The organism is Bacillus sp. MRMR6, from assembly GCF_001940785.1.
Classification (GTDB): domain Bacteria; phylum Bacillota; class Bacilli; order Bacillales; family Cytobacillaceae; genus Neobacillus.
Genome location: NZ_MSLS01000054.1, coordinates 1 through 16,389, shown reverse-complemented (window position 1 = coordinate 16,389; position 16,389 = coordinate 1). Strand labels below are relative to the sequence as shown.

Annotated in this window: 17 protein-coding genes and 1 pseudogene; 5 read left to right on the top strand and 13 right to left on the bottom strand. The window is 38.0% G+C overall.

Annotation, left to right across the window (positions count from 1 at the left end; translation table 11 throughout):
- From BTR25_RS25775 to BTR25_RS25745, 8 genes are all read right to left on the bottom strand, one after another.
- Positions 1-185 (bottom strand): transposase (locus BTR25_RS25775; RefSeq protein ID WP_483295243.1); only part of this gene is annotated, 185 nt, incomplete at its 3' end.
- 442 nt (positions 186-627) lie between these two features.
- Positions 628-1,446, bottom strand: a complete 819-nt coding sequence (gene proC, locus BTR25_RS25770; RefSeq protein ID WP_075690819.1) for a pyrroline-5-carboxylate reductase — start codon at positions 1,444-1,446, stop codon at positions 628-630.
- A gap of 61 nt (positions 1,447-1,507) precedes the next feature.
- Positions 1,508-1,903 (bottom strand): cytidine deaminase, encoded by a 396-nt coding sequence (locus BTR25_RS25765; protein WP_075690818.1) that lies wholly within the window; start codon positions 1,901-1,903, stop codon positions 1,508-1,510.
- Positions 1,904-1,926: 23 nt separating this feature from the next.
- A complete protein-coding gene (locus tag BTR25_RS25760) occupies positions 1,927-2,097 on the bottom strand; it encodes a XapX domain-containing protein (RefSeq protein ID WP_075690817.1) in 171 nt (56 codons plus the stop codon).
- A 29-nt stretch (positions 2,098-2,126) separates the two neighbouring features.
- Positions 2,127-2,801, bottom strand: coding sequence for a deoxyribose-phosphate aldolase (gene deoC / locus BTR25_RS25755; RefSeq protein WP_075690816.1), 675 nt, complete (start codon positions 2,799-2,801; stop codon positions 2,127-2,129).
- Between the two features lie 176 nt (positions 2,802-2,977).
- Entirely contained in the window at positions 2,978-3,922 is a 945-nt protein-coding gene (locus tag BTR25_RS25750; RefSeq protein WP_175596900.1) for a DNA-binding transcriptional repressor DeoR, read from the bottom strand.
- Positions 3,923-4,123: 201 nt separating this feature from the next.
- Complete coding sequence (locus BTR25_RS28720; protein ID WP_368483013.1) at positions 4,124-4,288, bottom strand: 2-oxoacid:acceptor oxidoreductase family protein; 165 nt, start codon at positions 4,286-4,288, stop codon at positions 4,124-4,126.
- Positions 4,227-4,463 carry a hypothetical protein gene (locus BTR25_RS25745; protein WP_075690815.1) on the bottom strand — a complete coding sequence of 79 codons (237 nt, stop codon included), beginning with the start codon at positions 4,461-4,463 and terminating at the stop codon, positions 4,227-4,229. The genes BTR25_RS28720 and BTR25_RS25745 overlap by 62 nt, the downstream gene beginning before the upstream one ends.
- Before the next feature lie 228 nt (positions 4,464-4,691).
- Between BTR25_RS25745 and BTR25_RS25740 the strand changes: the two genes are divergently transcribed.
- Complete coding sequence (locus BTR25_RS25740; protein ID WP_075690814.1) at positions 4,692-5,810, top strand: metallophosphoesterase; 1,119 nt, start codon at positions 4,692-4,694, stop codon at positions 5,808-5,810.
- Positions 5,811-5,865: 55 nt separating this feature from the next.
- Here BTR25_RS25740 and BTR25_RS25735 read toward each other — a convergent pair whose 3' ends face one another.
- Complete coding sequence (locus BTR25_RS25735) at positions 5,866-6,882, bottom strand: DUF1646 family protein (RefSeq protein ID WP_075690813.1); 1,017 nt, start codon at positions 6,880-6,882, stop codon at positions 5,866-5,868.
- Between the two features lie 157 nt (positions 6,883-7,039).
- Between BTR25_RS25735 and BTR25_RS25730 the strand changes: the two genes are divergently transcribed.
- Both BTR25_RS25730 and BTR25_RS25725 read left to right on the top strand, forming a co-directional pair.
- Positions 7,040-7,876 carry an aldo/keto reductase gene (locus BTR25_RS25730; RefSeq protein ID WP_075690812.1) on the top strand — a complete coding sequence of 279 codons (837 nt, stop codon included), beginning with the start codon at positions 7,040-7,042 and terminating at the stop codon, positions 7,874-7,876.
- Between the two features lie 147 nt (positions 7,877-8,023).
- A complete protein-coding gene (locus tag BTR25_RS25725) occupies positions 8,024-8,686 on the top strand; it encodes an FMN-dependent NADH-azoreductase (protein ID WP_075690811.1) in 663 nt (220 codons plus the stop codon).
- A gap of 320 nt (positions 8,687-9,006) precedes the next feature.
- On the opposite strand, the pseudogene BTR25_RS27330 reads toward BTR25_RS25725, so the two are convergent.
- Positions 9,007-9,171 (bottom strand): annotated as a pseudogene (locus BTR25_RS27330) (transposase); the annotation flags it as partial.
- A 479-nt stretch (positions 9,172-9,650) separates the two neighbouring features.
- Positions 9,651-10,649, bottom strand: a complete 999-nt coding sequence (locus BTR25_RS25715; RefSeq protein WP_075690820.1) for a DoxX family membrane protein — start codon at positions 10,647-10,649, stop codon at positions 9,651-9,653.
- Between the two features lie 246 nt (positions 10,650-10,895).
- Here BTR25_RS25715 and BTR25_RS25710 point away from each other — a divergent pair, with 246 nt between their 5' ends.
- Positions 10,896-12,161 (top strand): sensor histidine kinase, encoded by a 1,266-nt coding sequence (locus BTR25_RS25710; protein ID WP_075690810.1) that lies wholly within the window; start codon positions 10,896-10,898, stop codon positions 12,159-12,161.
- 84 nt (positions 12,162-12,245) lie between these two features.
- Here BTR25_RS25710 and yhbH read toward each other — a convergent pair whose 3' ends face one another.
- Both yhbH and BTR25_RS25700 read right to left on the bottom strand, forming a co-directional pair.
- Positions 12,246-13,412 carry a sporulation protein YhbH gene (gene yhbH, locus BTR25_RS25705; RefSeq protein WP_075690809.1) on the bottom strand — a complete coding sequence of 389 codons (1,167 nt, stop codon included), beginning with the start codon at positions 13,410-13,412 and terminating at the stop codon, positions 12,246-12,248.
- A 267-nt stretch (positions 13,413-13,679) separates the two neighbouring features.
- Positions 13,680-15,575, bottom strand: a complete 1,896-nt coding sequence (locus BTR25_RS25700) for a PrkA family serine protein kinase (protein ID WP_075690808.1) — start codon at positions 15,573-15,575, stop codon at positions 13,680-13,682.
- Positions 15,576-16,210: 635 nt separating this feature from the next.
- On the opposite strand from BTR25_RS25700, the gene BTR25_RS27325 reads away from it, so the two are divergent.
- Positions 16,211-16,389, top strand: a 179-nt coding sequence (locus BTR25_RS27325) for a transposase (RefSeq protein WP_483295224.1), incomplete at its 3' end; no start/stop codon positions are given.

Sequence of the window (16,389 nt, the reverse complement as noted above, 5' to 3'; positions counted from 1 at the left end):
AACATTCGAATTGGTGGCACGGCATTGCGACCGTTATCCAGACAATATTTATCTTTTAATTCTTCAATTATGAATGAAAAGTCGACTAGTTTTTTAATTTGGCGAAGCATATTATCTTTTGGAACAATGAGATCATAAATTCCTATATATGGGCTAAGATTAAATGAATCTTGAAAGGAAATCATTTCGGTACCACCTTTAAAGTCTTGTTACCTTAATTATAAAATAAAAAGCAGTTGAAGGGTTGATAAAATCAACCTTCAACTGCCTCAAAACAAAGGACTTTTTCAGTGCCCTCTCGAAACGACCGAGGAGGCTCACGGGCGAGCCCGCGGAAAGCATAGCGCCTGGAGTGCAAATCAACAGCCTAGTTTAACACAGCCAAACTTAAGGCTGTGTCAAAGGATACTGTTGGTTTAAGAACCTGTTGATTGGAGTGGAAGGCGCTTGACTCCAGCGGGATGTACGAGCTGAGTGAGACCCCGCAGGTCGGAACGACCGAGGAGGCTCACGGGCGAGCCCGCGGAAAGCATAGCGCCTGGAGTGCAAATCAACAGCCTAGTTTAACACAGCCAAACTAAAAAGGATGGGCAATTTACATTGCTCCATCCTTTTCTTTATTCCAGATCACTGTTTTGAAACATCTAGTAGGGATTTAACTTTTTTTGTACAGCTGTCCATTGCGGATAGGATAGCGCCGCGAAATCGTTTTTCCTCCAGTACCGATACCGCTTCAATCGTCGCTCCTCCAGGTGTACAAACATGATCCTTCAATTCTCCTGGATGTTTTTCTGTTTCTAAGACCATCCTAGCTGCTCCTAAAACCGCTTGTGCTCCCAATCGGTAGGCTTGGTCTCTTGGAATCCCCTGGCGGACTCCTCCATCTGCCAGAGCTTCAATCAACATATAAACATATGCAGGCGAAGACCCGCTTATAGCAGGAACTGCATCCATTAATTCCTCTGGCAGGCGTTCTGATTTGCCAAAGGTATTAAGAAGCTGTTCAACATTTTCAACTTCTGTTTCGGAAATATAATGATTCGGGCACAAGACCGTCATTCCTTCCCCAACTAATGCAGGGGTATTCGGCATCGTTCGAACAACCTTTACCGGGTAACCAAATAATTTTTCCACGTCTGCTAATGTAATACCAGCCGCAATGGTTACAACGATACTGTTTGCATTCATATCATTTCTAATCTCTGCAATAATCTCTTTATGAATAGAGGGCTTCACAGCAATTATGAGAATATCAGCAAATTTTGCAACCTCCTTGTTAAAAGGAGTGACATGAAGGTTATACTTTTGATTAATGCTGTTCCTTGTTTTCTCTGTTGCCGCACTTGCCAGGATATTCTCAGGTCCGATTAGATTGGAATTTAATATTCCTTCGATCATAGCTTGAGCCATTTTTCCGGCACCGATAAACCCGATAGTCTTTTCCATTTTCATCACCTCTGTAGTTTTGAAACAAAAAAAGAGATGGGACTTTTCATCCCACCTCAGCTTATTTTAAATCATTAGGAGAAAACGCACCAGGAAGAAGATCCCTAACCTTCATTCTTTGAACATCGCCCTTTAAGTTCGTAAGCACTACTTCCATATCTGGATCACAAAGCTCCGAAATGACTTGACGGCAAGCACCACATGGTGAGATTGGCTTTTCCGTATCACCAACCACTGTCAGAGAAGTAAATTTAGTTACACCTTCTGAGTATGCTTTAAACAAAGCCGTACGTTCCGCACAATTTGTCATTCCATATGATGCATTTTCAATATTACAACCATGAAATACCTGACCATCAACTGATAAAAGGGCAGCACCTACTTGAAAATTAGAATAAGGAACGTATGCAAGCTCTCTTGCTTTAATTGCTTCTTTAATTAGCACTTTCTCTTCCATTATTATTCACTCTCCCAGAATGTTTAATGCTGAATGATTTTAGAGATCCACTCAGCGACTAAACCTCCAAAATAAACACCGAAAACACCGACAACTGCTGAAAAAACGGGTGGTGCAGGTAAAGGGAGCTTCATAAATTTAAAAAGAATCCCAACAATTAGTCCTGCCAATAATGCTAATACTATTTCTTTCATATCTTTTCCCTCATATCTTATTATAATGATTAATAATTACTAGTAGATAGTTCACCTTTACTGATTGAAACCCCAGAGCTAGCACCAATTCTAGAAGCCCCAGCCTCCACCATTGCTACTGCATCCTCACGGCTTCGAACACCGCCAGAAGCTTTTACACCTATCTCAGGTCCAACAGTCAAACGCATTAAGCGAATATCTTCAACAGTTGCTCCACCGCTCGAGAATCCTGTTGAAGTTTTTACAAAATCTGCCCCAGCTTTTACGGAAAGTTCACATGCTCTAACTTTCTCTTCTCTTGTTAGAAGGCAGGTTTCGATGATCACCTTTACTAAAGCTTTACCTTTTGCTGCCTCTACAACCGCACGAATATCCTGCTCAACTAGAACATTCTGTTGATCTTTAAGGGCTGCAATATTAATCACCATATCAATTTCAGTTGCACCATTTTCAATAGCATTTTTCGTTTCAAAAGCTTTTGTTTCAGGTGTAGATGCACCTAACGGAAATCCAATTACAGTACATACCTTAACTTCTGGAGTATCTGCAAGCATATCCGCCGCTGTTTTTACCCATGTTGGGTTTACACATACAGATGCAAACTTATATTCCTTTGCTTCTTCTACTAACTTAACAATCTCTTCTTTTCTTGCATCTGCTTTCAATAATGTATGATCAATCATGTTCACGATATTTTGTGTCATTACGAGGTCCTCCCTGTTTTTGAATAATTATTATCTATTTGTTTAATCCATTTATCTATCACAATGTAACTATACAAAAACTACGAACATTTGTAAATAGTCATTTGAACAAATGTAAAATATTTTTATTGTTTTTCACACGAAGGACAAAAAAACAGCAAATAGCTGCTGTTTTTTCACTCTTGTTTATCTAGTAAAAATTGTGCTGTAAATTGATCTGTAATTAAGACATTCGCATACTGACCTTTTAGTGCACCATAAATACCTTCAATTTTATTTGGGCCGCCTGCAACAAGAACTGAATATTCTTTTTGGCGTAAGTCATTGAGATTAACTCCCAACGTTCTTTCATTCAAACTTTCATTGCAGATATCACCATTTTTATCAAAGAAACGTGAACAGATATCACCAACGGCTTTTTCATATAAGGATTCTTGGTCGCTTTCCGTAAAATAGCCCATTTGGAAAAGTAGAGAATCCGTTTTAACCGTCCCAATTGTAAACAAAGCAATATTCGCTTGTTTCCCTAATTCTAGTATCCTTTTTATGTGTCGGTCTGCCTCCATAGCTTGTTTGACGACAACATGGTCAACAATGGCTGGGAGAGGGAGGTGATGGGGTGTTGTATTATATGCTTTCCCAAATAAATATAAAATTTCAGATGCATACGTGTTTGTTTCTGAATGGCTGACCCCGCCTTTTAATTGAACAACCTTAACATCCTTCACGAATTTCTGCTTTAATTCAATTGCTATATGATATAATGTCGTCCCCCACGTTACACCAATAACATCCTGTTCCTTCACAATTTCATGAAGATAGTTAGCCGCTTTTTCTCCTAGGTAATTCTTGATTATATGGTTTTCAAATTGTGGAATAGAGGCAACAATTGCTTTCTTTAGATTGAACTTCTTCTCTAACTGACTTGCAAGCGCTACAACGTTTTCTGTAGGATCCATTATATTAATTTGAACAATGCCATCTGCCTTTGCTTGTTGTAACAGCCGTGAGACTGTAGGACGTGAAACTCCCAAAACCTTAGCAATTTCGTTTTGATTATAATCCAATAAATAATATAGTTTTGCAGCTTCAATTACCTTATATAACTTTTCTTGGTCCACAGTTATCACCCATTGTTATTTTCTTTTTCACTCATAATCTTTTACATTTGTAAAATCACTAATGAACATTTTTTATTATTGTACCTTTAATTCAAGCTTCTTTTCAAGCTAAAGTGACTTAAATAAAAGAACCAGCCTGGTCAGCTGGTCCTTGATAAGATTAAATACTTTTTGCGTATTGCTCGTTTTTCAGTTACCAAGTTAAACTGCTGGTACCTTAACAAGGGAAGCCCCTTTTTTTAAAGCCAGCTTATTAAGCTCAATTAAATGGTGTTTTTCAGGTGCTAGGACTTTCCTTAGTGACTCAATTACCGATTCTACTGATACCACCTTTTTTAACTCTAAGAATGCACCTAATAATATCATCATGAAAAAGGGCTGCAGCATCTCTCGAACGAAAATAGGGATTGATGATATCTAAATCATTAATGGCTACTTTGTCATGGTTTTGCTTTTCCTTTAGTGCTAAATTGATGGCAATTTCAGTCTTTCCACACCCAAAATGACCTGAAAGAATTGTTAGACTTTTATTTTCTCTCAATAAAATACCTCCCTTTGAACTTTATACATTTTTCCCCATAAAGCCTATATCTCAAGTTTGTTGCAGCTTAAAATTACCAATATCTCTCTCTTAATTATAGAATAGACAATCGTAAATCCGATTTGACCAATGTTACAGTCAACGGAACTTTTCTCTCATGTATCAACTTTATTTAATGACAAATACTACAAATAAAATTAGGATTCCATAAGCTTGGAGGTGAAAAAAGTGCTTATAAAAAAGAGTCTTCTGCTATTCATCATTGTCACACTAATTTGTCAAATCCGTCCTGCCAACTACCATGCAGAAGCGAATCCAACTCCCGCTAGAAATGTGGTTGACTTGCGAATTTTAGAAACAACCGACCTGCACGCCTCATTAATGAATTATGACTACTATCAATCTAAAATTGATAACAAAATCGGGCTTGTTAAAACAGCAGGACTAATCCATCAAGCAAGGAATGAAGTGGAAAATTCACTGCTATTTGATGATGGCGACCATTTAAAAGGAAACCCGCTTGGAGAGTATTTAGCAAGGATTAGAGGAATCAGCAAAGGGAAAACTCATCCGGTGTATAGAGCCTTTAATTATTTAAATTATGATGCCATTGCAATCGGAAACCATGAGTTTAATTATGGCCTTAAGTTTTTAAATAAAGTGTTAAAAGGAGCTAAGATGCCTGTTGTTAATGCAAATGTTTACTCGGTAAAAACGAACAAGCCATATTTTAAGCCGTATGTTATTTTAAAAAGACAAGTAGTCTCACAAGAAGGAACAACACGTACTTTGAATGTTGGGGTGATTGGAGTCATGCCCCCGCAAATTATGAGATGGGATAAGGCAAACCTTGAGGGAAAGGTCTTTGCAAGACCAATGGTAGATGCGGTAACGGAATTGATCCCGCAGATGAGAGCAGAAGGAGCCGATTTAATTATTGTTTTGGCACATACAGGCATCGATAGTGAACCCTACCATCCTGAAACAGAAAATGCGGTCTATTATCTTAGTCAGATTCCTGAAATTGATGTTATTTTAGCAGGACATTCCCACAGTGTATTTCCAGGGACAGTCTTTAAAAAACTGCCGCATACCAATATCGAATCGGGAACGATTAATGGAAAACCGGTTGTAATGGCGGGATCGTTTGGAAGCCGGCTAGGAATCATTGACCTTCGTTTAGAATGGGGCACTGATAAGTGGGTGGTGAAGAAAAGCAACTCATTTACAAAAGCTATTGCCGATGAAAATGGAACTTCCCTCGTAACCAGCGATAAGAAACTGCTTAAGTTAATAAAATCTGAACACCAAGAGACTGTGGATTTTATAAATAAATTAGGTTTATAAATCAATTGGACGCCAAAAAGTACCGGGTTAACACTCGGTACTTTTTGGCGTGGTTTTAGGAGAGGATAAATAACAAAATAAAATAGGCTGTCATGGTGATGAGACCGACTGGTACACCAAATTGGGCCCATTCTTTACTCGTAATGTTCAATTTCCCTGCGGCAATGATATTGGGGATATTCCCTGGAATCAGCATACCTCCACTAATGAGCAAACCTAGTAAAATGGCGCGGATGGTCTCCTCACTCATGGCAGGACTAATTTCAGCAGCCGCAAGTGTGGCATTATCTAAAACAGCGGAAATCATATTAATCCAATATAACAAAATGGGCTGCAGTCCAAGGATATACTCATTTATTAAAGGCTCAAATCCAGCTCCAAGGAAAGTTAATCCCATGACAAACAAGTATATCTTAAAAGATCGAAACATAATCTCCGGGTAAGATTCTACTTTGTTTACAGATTCTAAGCTGCTATTTTTCCTGTTACGCGGGTTGACTAAGAAAAACGTCACTGCTCCATAGACTAGAATGGCAGGTATGATTTTAGAACCAATTAAGCTTAATAGATAAAAGAAATCTTCATTTAGTTTACTGACTGTTACAGTAGATAAAGGCTCCCCAATAGGGGTTAGTGCAGCACCCAGCCCAATTGAAAAACAGGCTAATATGGTAAAGCGAATTTCTGATTGCCGGTCAAGCGGCAGTGTGTTAATAATGATAACCAATATAATTGCCGCGATAATGGCCGTAATAATACTTGAAGCTAGTCCTAAAATAATGACGGTAATGGCACAAAATACTCTTGGTGATAGAACATTAGTGAGTGAAAGAATAAGATTCTCGAGTGGTTCCTGTAGCCACTTACAAATTAATCCAGCAATCAGGACTGCAGCAGTTATCTTTAACGGATCAACCAGTGCTTTTTCTATTAACTCACGATCCATTATTCCGCTCATGCTTGCGGCCATTACTCCCATGATAAATAAGAAAATCTCTAAATTGTGCTCAACTTTTTTGACAGTAAAGGGCAAAAATAAAACTAGAATTAGTACAATTAATAATCCGAGCATTTTTTTCAAATCCTTTATGTGTATGTATTTGCATACCTATAAAACTAGTATACTCCTGATTGTCCAAGATATTATTATAAAAGAATCTTTTTGAAGGATAAAAACCATAGGATATGAGAAAATAAAATTGCTTAAGAAGATTAAGGAGGTTTTTCATATGTCAACTAGTTTACAGGATTGTACTTTATTACATAACGGTGTAAAAATGCCATGGCTCGGGCTTGGAGTTTTTAAAGTCCAGGAAGGAGAAGAAGTCGTTAGTTCAGTAAAAGCAGCTCTCCAAAATGGCTATATAAGTATTGATACAGCAGCCGTTTACAAAAATGAAGAAGGAGTAGGACAGGGAATTAAAGATTCTGGTGTCCCTCGTGAAGAGTTATTTATTACCACAAAAGTCTGGAATGCTGATCAAGGCTACGAATCTACACTACAAGCCTTTGAAACCAGCCTGAATAAGCTTGGACTCGATTACCTGGATTTATACCTAATCCACTGGCCTGGTAAGGATAAGTATATTGATACATGGAAAGCCCTCGAAAAACTATACAAGGATGGCCGTGTACGGGCAATTGGGGTAAGTAACTTCAAGGTTCATCATTTAGAAAACCTAATCAGCCAGGCGGAAATAAAGCCAATGATTAATCAGGTCGAGTATCACCCCCATTTAACTCAAGTAGAATTATTGGATTACTGTAAAAAACAGGGCATTCAATTGGAGGCATGGTCGCCTTTAAAGCAAGGAGAGCTATTATCTAACCCTGTAATCAATAGCATTGCCGTAAAGCACAATAAATCAGCGGCCCAAATTATTCTGCGTTGGGACTTACAAAACGGAGTCGTGACCATTCCAAAATCAGTTAAAGAAAGCAGAATCATCGAAAATGCTTCCATCTTTGATTTTGAGCTTACAGTAGAAGACATGGAGAAAATCTCTGCCTTAAATAAAAATGAACGCGTAGGACCTGATCCTGATGACTTTAGCGTTGGCTTTTAAATTTTTCACCTTTCACTTTTTCTCTAAGTGAAAGGTTTTTTTGTCACTTAATGTTCAAGAAATTCACCTATTTTTCAAAGTTAGGCAAGGTATATTTCTTTATAATAGGGGAAAGAATAGCATTTCAAATGATAGGAAGTGACTCTTATGGAGAAATTATTATATATTAGTGCAAACCCTAAAGGGATAGAAAAGTCTAAAGGAATGCAGATTGGTGAGGCCTTTCTTGATTCTTTTCAACAGGAGCGTTCTGACGTTGACATTTCCAAAATCGATTTATTCTCTTTTGATATAGCACATATGGATGCTGATCTTGTCTTTGCACGTGGGAAATTAGCGGGTTATGGTTACACACTTGATCAACTCTCTGAGGTGGAAAGAGAAAAAATCCTCAAGATGCACGCTCTGGCGGACGAGTTTATTCAATATGACTACTATGTATTTGTGTCTCCAATGTGGAACTTAAATTCACCTGCGATCTTAAAAGCTTTCTTAGATAACCTTTTTATCTCAGGGAAAACATTTGCCCACACAGCTAATGGACCTAAGGGGCTTTTAAAAGGGAAAAAGGCGATTCACATTCAAACACGCGGTGGACAATATACAGGTACCCCATTAGAAGAAATGGAATCCGGCGACCGTTATTTAAAAATAGCCCTTCGCTTCCTTGGTATTGAAGTAATGGATACAGTTGTGGCTGAAGGCTTTGATTTATATCCACAAAGAGTTCCTGAATTGCTGGCAGATGCAAAAGAAAGAGCTAGACTAGCAGCAAAAGAATTAGCAAAAGGCATCGCTGCTCCAGTTTAGTATTTATAGTAAAAGCATCCTCAGGGATGCTCAGATTGTCGAGAAAGGGATTGTTCATGCAAATGGGCCTGTTGGTTTCCGCTCCGGGCACTCGCTTTCCGCGTGCAGGTCCTGGAGCCTCCTCGGTGCTTTCGCACCTGCGGGGTCTCCCAGTCCAGTGACCTCTATATCCCGCAGGAGTCGAGTGCCCTGCGCTCCAATCAACAGGGGAAACCAACTTATTGAATTGCAACACACTTTTTTCGACCTGGCTAAGAGTGTTGCAATTTTTTATATTTTGGCATGTGCCGTATGGGGGCTTGTTCACTTACCTTCTTCTATCCACGTAAACGGCAATAGCTAAGCCCATGTAACTCCTTCGAGTCTGCGAAGCTTCGCTCAATCATTTCCTTACTAAATTTATAAAGCATTTTCCCCGAATTAGATAAGCTATTTAACCTAACCTTTTCTTTGTGCTCCTCCCATACAAGTCGTGTTACAAACTTTATAAAGAATAAGAGGATCAATTGGACGTCTATTATCATCACTGTAAAGAGAATCGAACTATTCAAGAAGAAACGAAAATCAATAAATTTATCAATCAAACGAGAAGATCGTCATCAGTTTCCAATCATCGATACAAACAAATTCATATTCCCTTTCATTAGACTCTTTTGGTATAAACATTTTTTACACCAACATATTTCTATTATCTATTTTTTGATTAAAATACTTTGATAAAACTCTATGTTGATTTTCGTTCCAGGCACGCAGACTCCTGCGGGAGTACGGGGCAGGGGAGACCCCGCAGGAGCGTTAGCTCCGAGGAGGCTCACCGACACGCCCGCGGAAAGCGAAGTGCCTGGAACGCAACAGACCCTGTTTAAAAAGTTAACACAGTATATAGTTAAAACATAAAAAAATAATGGATAACGAGAGTTTCTCGGTAACCTGAGCATCCTCAGGGATGCTTTTTTTCTTGAGTCTATGCAAAACGGTAGTAGATTAACAAGAAGGTTGCGAGTGTGAAAATGAAATTTAGGAATACAAAAATCACCTGCGAAATCCTTGTATTGTGTATTTTAATGGGCGGCTGGTAAAACGATACCCCTTCTATAATAAAAATGATTAGCACTATGTGTATCATGAAGTGGCCAATCACTTCTACATAGCCAAACAGCATGGTTGTTGAGATAAAAATGAGTGTCAGAACAAATGCTAGAAGCCGATTTAGGATACCAACAATTAGTAAGTAACCTACAACAAATTCAATGAATGCTGCAATTACCACAAAGGATTCTGGCGGAAATCCAAATGTAGGAACACTATGCTGCACGATAATATCCATGCTCATTGCCGGATACACCCATTTTTCAGCTGCAACCCAGCAAAGAGATAATCCTGTACCTAAATATAGAAATGGAAACCCCCAATCAGAAAGCTTGGTTTTTCCTACTAATAAAACGCCAATAATAGCCAAGTAAAAGCCATAATCAAGCATATGAAATAATCCTGACTCTGCTAATTGATAGATAAATAAGCCAAGTAAAACAAACGCCCCTGCCTTTGTAGCATAATGTACGGGAATTAATAAGAGTAGAATGGCTAACCACAATGCAATCCTGACTGTTTGATTTGGAATCGCAAACTCTGGAGCAAAAACTGTACCTGACCAAACTTGAATAATTAAGGCAATTGCCGTTCCATATTTCAGAAGGTATCGTGAAGAAATGCGATAGCCATCTAGGAAACGGTCAATTCTCTTAGTAATTCCCAGGTTATCAACGATTGGCAAAAGCTGTGGAAGCACAGCTAGAAGTAGTGCAATAAGTATAGAAATAGTCATAAAAAAGGGGGATATGATATTTTCAATTGTTTCCTTTTCGGGAGTTACCTCTGTGAACCATTTTACATGGGCTGCGGCCAGGAGAGGTGTACAGATTACCGGTATGCTTAATAAAATGAACCTGTGTGTTAATCTCATTTCTTCCTCCTTCATTTGTACTCTCCTTTATACTTTTCGGGTACCCTTTGAATTATTCTAATTAGCAGTAGTCCCTGAAATTTTTTTCTTGTCAAGCGGAGCTTTAAAAGTTGACTATTATATTCATTTTTTAAAAAAGTCAGTGATAGATGGTTTTTTTGTAAATAGATAGAGAATTTTGTTGTATATAGGTTTATTTAACTGTAAAATTTTCCTATCAGCGCATTTTTGGACGGTGAAAGATGAATGGAAATTACTAAACACCTGTTCTTGAATCTCTCAGTATTAATTATTTTGCTATTCTTTTGTATGATTTGGCTTGATCAAAGCAAAAAGCTGTCTATGTCCAAAACGGTTATAATTGTTTTTTTTATCCTTTTAATTTGGTTTTGTATACAATTCTCATACAACCCTGTACCTTACGCCCGATATGATTTACGGATTATTCCGATTGTGATCGGCGGCCTCTATCTAGGTATAGGCCCAATTGTTATCATTTCGATGTTGATAATCAGAGGCTTCTATGGTTTAGATTTAGGTTTAATTGAAACCATGATTCTATATGTACCATTAGGAATCATCATGATCAATCTATACCCTTGGTTTTATAAACAAAGTTCATCCAAGCGTATTCCATTTGCCATTTTATTAGGTATGATTCTAGGAATCCTGACCGTGAGCGGAATGGAACTCATTAATACCAAGCGTATGTGGCTGGATGCATGGTTTGCCTATATTGTCATTCCGCCGCTAGGAATTGGAATTATTGCCTATTGTATTGAATTCTTTAAAAGAAGTATGGAAATGCAGCAACAGTTAATAAAAGTGGAGAAATTGAAGGCCGTTGAACAAATGGGAGCCGCCATTTCACATGAAATTCGTAATCCACTTACAGCAGCCAGCGGGTTTGTCCAATTGCTACAGGATGATTACCTTCCAAGAAATAAACGTAGAGAATACCTATCAATTGTAAAAGAAGAACTTAACTCGGCTGAACGAGTTATTCAGGATTACTTAACCTTTGCCAAACCATCTCTCGTTTCAATTGAAGAACTTAATGTAAAAAATGAATTAAAACAAATTATTAATATTCTACAGCCAATGGCCAATCAACATTCTGTTGAAATTATTACCGATTTTTCAGTGATTGGTTTTATAAGGGGTGATCGCCAAAGGTTCCGTCAATGCTTTATCAATATTCTTAAGAATGCAGTAGAGTCTATGCCAAATGGCGGGCACCTCTATATAGAAACAGATTTCAGCCAGGATAATGTCACCATTAGAGTGACAGATACCGGTGTTGGCATGAGTAAAGAACAATTAGAACGCCTTGGAGAACCCTACTATTCAACAAAAGGCTCTAAGGGGACAGGATTAGGAATGATGGTGGTTTTTAGCCTAGTCCGCGCAATGGACGGCTCAATCAGAGTCCAAAGCGAGGTAGGTGTAGGAACAACCTTTCATATTAGTTTTCCTACCATTACATCCATAAAAGCCTACAAAGAATCATAACCCCCCGCCAACAAACTTACATTTGTTGATTTTCTCAAAAAAAATCTTGCTTGATTGTCGTTTCCACCAATCAAGCAAGATTTTCTATGCATACAGCTTATTTTCTTCTTTTTCGAAAAAGCTTCTCATTGCGTGGAATACATCTGCTTTTTGCTTGAGAATATAATAGCGGAATTGCTCATCCTTAATGTTTTTATATGCTGACATTAAGGTAGAATGACGATTGTATTGATTTACCTCGCCGTAACCAAACATGTTAGATACCTTCATTAGTTCCTCAACAAGCTTGACGCAGCGGGCATTATCAGATGTTAAATTATCACCGTCAGAAAAGTGGAATGGATAGATGTTGAACTTACGTGGATTATATTTAGTGTCAATAATCTCTAAAGCTTTACGGTAAGCAGATGAACAGATAGTTCCACCACTTTCACCTTTTGAGAAGAAATCCTCCTCAGATACTACCTTAGCTTCTGTATGGTGAGCAATAAATTCAATTTCAACTGTCTCATATTTAGTACGTAGGAAGCGCGTCATCCAGAAGAAAAAGCTTCTGGCCATGTACTTTTCCCATATTCCCATCGAACCGCTTGTATCCATCATCGCAATCACAACTGCTTTTGAATCTGGTTTCACCACTTCATTCCATGTCTTAAACTTCAAGTCATCCTTATAGATTGGATGGAACGATGGCTTACCGCTCATTGCATTTCGCTTAAATGCTGACATCATAGTCCTTTTCTTATCGATATTTCCCATAAGCCCAGTTTTACGAATATCATTAAATTCAATGTTCTCAACTAGGTGTTCCTGCTCTTCTTTTCTTTTTAAATTAGGCAGCTCTAATTGTTTAAACAAAGCTTCCTCTAACTCCATTAAAGAAACCTCAGCCTCGAAATAATCTTCTCCAGCCTGGTCCCCTGCCCCCTGCCCTTTGCCTGGACCTTTTTGAGCACTAGATCCATCTCGGGCAACTACATCACCAACTTGGCTGTCACCGTCACCTTGGCCCACGTGTTTGTTTTTGTCATAGTTATAACGAATTTTATATTCGTCCAATGAACGAATCGGAATTTTTACCACATCTCGACCGTTAGACATAATGATACTTTCTTCTGTAATTAAATCTGGAAGATTGTTTCGAATCGCCTCTTGGACTTTTTCCTGGTGTCGTTGCTGGTCATCGTGGCCTTTACGGTGGAGGGACCAATCTTCTCTTGAAATGACAAACTGATGGTTGTTAACTGACAATGTAAACCCCTCCTTATGAATTTTTCATCCAAAGTCACCAATTAAAATTACGAACATACAATAACCCGAGTGTAAAATTGTAGATGAAATGTTTATTACTTTATCCTATGCAGAAGCCGCAAATAATTTACAAATAATTTAGACAATTAGGCTTCCTACTGAAAATTGGACGAGTCTATGTGCGAATGATTTCTTTCAAATAATGATTATAACTCACGACTGGTGAAAAAAACAGACTGGCAGATTCCTTCTGCCAGTCGTCTTTACCTACCTGTTTAATAAACTTCCAACATACCGTAATAACTCATTTGCAGATGTTGAGTTATAACCATGCTCATCAATCAATCTGGCCACAACATCATTAATTTTCTTTAATTGCTGTTCATCAGGTGTTTTTGAAGATGTAGTAATCTTCACGACATCCTTTAAGTCCGCAAATAATTTCTTTTGAATTGCTTCACGCAGCCTGTCATGTGAGTTGTAATCAAACCTTTTACCCTTCCTAGCAAATGCCGATATTCTAATTAAGACTTCCTCCCTGAATGCTTTTTTAGCATTTTCAGAGATTCCAATTTGCTCTTCAATTGATCTCATCAGCTTTTCATCTGGACTAATTTCTTCTCCTGTCAGTGGATCACGAAGTTTTGCTTTGTTACAATATGCTTCAACATTATCAAGATAGTTATCCATTAAAGTCTTAGCAGACTCTTCATAAGAATAAACAAATGCCTTTTGTACTTCCTTCTTCGCAAGGTTATCGTATTCCTTACGAGCGATTGAGATATAATTCATATATCGTTCACGCAGCTCCGCAGTTATCGATGGATGTTGATCCAAGCCATCCTTCAGTGATCGTAAGACATCTAAAGCATTAATAGCTGGTACTTCTTTTCGAATAATTGTCGATGAAATCCTGTTAATCACATATCGGGGATCAATTCCACTCATACCTTCGTCTGGATATTCCTTCTTTAATTCATCTACATCAACCGCATTAAACCCTTCGACAGTCTCACCATTATAAAGACGCATCTTCTTTACTAAGTCAATATCGCCTTTTTTTGGCTCCTTAAGCCTAGTTAAGATGGTAAACATCGCTGCCACCCTTAACGTATGCGGAGCGATATGCACATCTGAAACATCACTTTCGCGAATCATTTTTCCATAAATTCTTTCTTCTTGCGAAACCTTTAAATTATATGGGATAGGCATAACAATAATCCTTGAATGTAGCGCTTCATTTTTCTTATTGGAAATAAACGAACGATACTCTGTTTCATTTGTGTGTGCTACGATTAGTTCATCAGCACTAATTAATGCAAATCGCCCTGCCTTGAAATTTCCTTCCTGAGTTAAAGACAATAGATGCCACAAGAATTTCTCATCACATTTTAACATCTCCTGGAATTCCATCATTCCACGATTTGCTTTATTAAGCTCACCATCAAAACGGTATGCCCGTGGATCTGATTCTGAACCAAATTCAGCAATTGTTGAGAAGTCTATGCTTCCTGTTAAATCTGCAATATCCTGTGATTTAGGATCAGATGGACTAAAAGTACCGATACCAGTTCGTTTGTCCTCGGAGAAAAAGATTCTTTCAACTAAAACATCTTCTATTCTTCCACCATATTCCTTCTCTAGACGCATCATATTTAATGGTGAAAGATTTCCCTCAATTCTTATCCCATATTCACTATAAAAATCTCCCCTTAGGTGATGCGGGATTAAATGAAGTGGATCTTCATGCATCGGACATCCCTTAATAGCAAATACCGAGCCGCGGTCCGTGTGGGAATAAGCTTCTAAACCTCGTTTTAACATCGTCACCAGTGTTGATTTCCCGCCACTAACTGGACCCATTAATAGTAAAATTCGTTTTCTGACATCCAGCCTTTTTGCAGCCGGGTGGAAATATTCTTCGACGAGCCTTTCTAGAGACTCCTCTAGACCAAATAATTGATCGCTAAAGAAATTATATTGCTTCGTCCCCTTTACTTGCTCAATACCAGCGTCTTTGATCATATTATAAACTCGAGAATGTGCAGATTGTGCTACCCATGGCTTCTCTCTTAATAACAATAAATAATCAGCAAATGACCCTTCCCAACGAAGTTTTTCTTCCTCTTCTCGAAACATCTCAATCTTTTTTAGAATATCCATTAATACCCTCCCCCTGTGGCATTGTCAGAGACGATTAATATAATCTATGCACCTAAGAACTTGAACATGCGTAACATAGGATTTTAGTGTCTATCTTTTTTTAAATCTAAAAGGTGAAAAGTTAAATAAAGAGCGAGGAGATGCCATTTAAGGTAAAAGTCAATTTCAAACTTAGGAAAATTACCTTTCTAACTTGTAATGAAAAATATTGCCCTTTTCATTTTTTTTAGATAAGCTATAATAAAAATAGATATGTCTATATATTGAATAAATAAGTTCTTGAAGGAGGCTTTACATAACATGAGTTTATTCTTAGTTATTTTAGTCATGATCACATTTTTAGCAGCAATCTTTGCAGCTGGATACAACGATAAACCAGGATCAAATAAATAAAACAAGGCTGCCATTTTATATGGCAGCCTCTTCTTTATTTTAGCTGTGATAAAGTTTACTGCTTATTTGTGCTTCCAGGTACTTCGCGCACCTTAAGGAGGTCCGGGGAGCCTCCTAGGCGCTTAAGCGGAGGGCACTGAAAAAGTCCTTTGTTTTGAGGCAGTTGAAGGTTGATTTTATCAACCCTTCAACTGCTTTTTATTTTATAATTAAGGTAACAAGACTTTAAAGGTGGTACCGAAATGATTTCCTTTCAAGATTCATTCAATCTTAGCCCATATATAGGAATTTATGATCTCATTGTTCCAAAAGATAATATGCTTCGCCAAATTAAAGAACTAGTCGACTTTTCATTCATAATTGAAGAATTAAAAGATAAATATTGTCTGGATAACGGTCGCAATGCCGTGCCACCAATTCG

Coding starts and splice junctions, on each gene's coding strand:
- BTR25_RS25725 (WP_075690811.1), top strand. CDS start 8,024: ATGGAGAAATTATTATATATTAGTGCAAACCCTAAAGGGATAGAAAAG.
- BTR25_RS25760 (WP_075690817.1), bottom strand. CDS start 2,097: ATGAAAGAAATAGTATTAGCATTATTGGCAGGACTAATTGTTGGGATT.
- BTR25_RS25765 (WP_075690818.1), bottom strand. CDS start 1,903: ATGGAAGAGAAAGTGCTAATTAAAGAAGCAATTAAAGCAAGAGAGCTT.
- BTR25_RS25700 (WP_075690808.1), bottom strand. CDS start 15,575: ATGGATATTCTAAAAAAGATTGAGATGTTTCGAGAAGAGGAAGAAAAA.
- proC (WP_075690819.1), bottom strand. CDS start 1,446: ATGGAAAAGACTATCGGGTTTATCGGTGCCGGAAAAATGGCTCAAGCT.
- BTR25_RS25715 (WP_075690820.1), bottom strand. CDS start 10,649: ATGAGATTAACACACAGGTTCATTTTATTAAGCATACCGGTAATCTGT.
- deoC (WP_075690816.1), bottom strand. CDS start 2,801: ATGACACAAAATATCGTGAACATGATTGATCATACATTATTGAAAGCA.
- BTR25_RS25735 (WP_075690813.1), bottom strand. CDS start 6,882: ATGCTCGGATTATTAATTGTACTAATTCTAGTTTTATTTTTGCCCTTT.
- BTR25_RS28720 (WP_368483013.1), bottom strand. CDS start 4,288: ATGATATTATTAGGTGCATTCTTAGAGTTAAAAAAGGTGGTATCAGTA.
- BTR25_RS25710 (WP_075690810.1), top strand. CDS start 10,896: ATGGAAATTACTAAACACCTGTTCTTGAATCTCTCAGTATTAATTATT.
- BTR25_RS25730 (WP_075690812.1), top strand. CDS start 7,040: ATGTCAACTAGTTTACAGGATTGTACTTTATTACATAACGGTGTAAAA.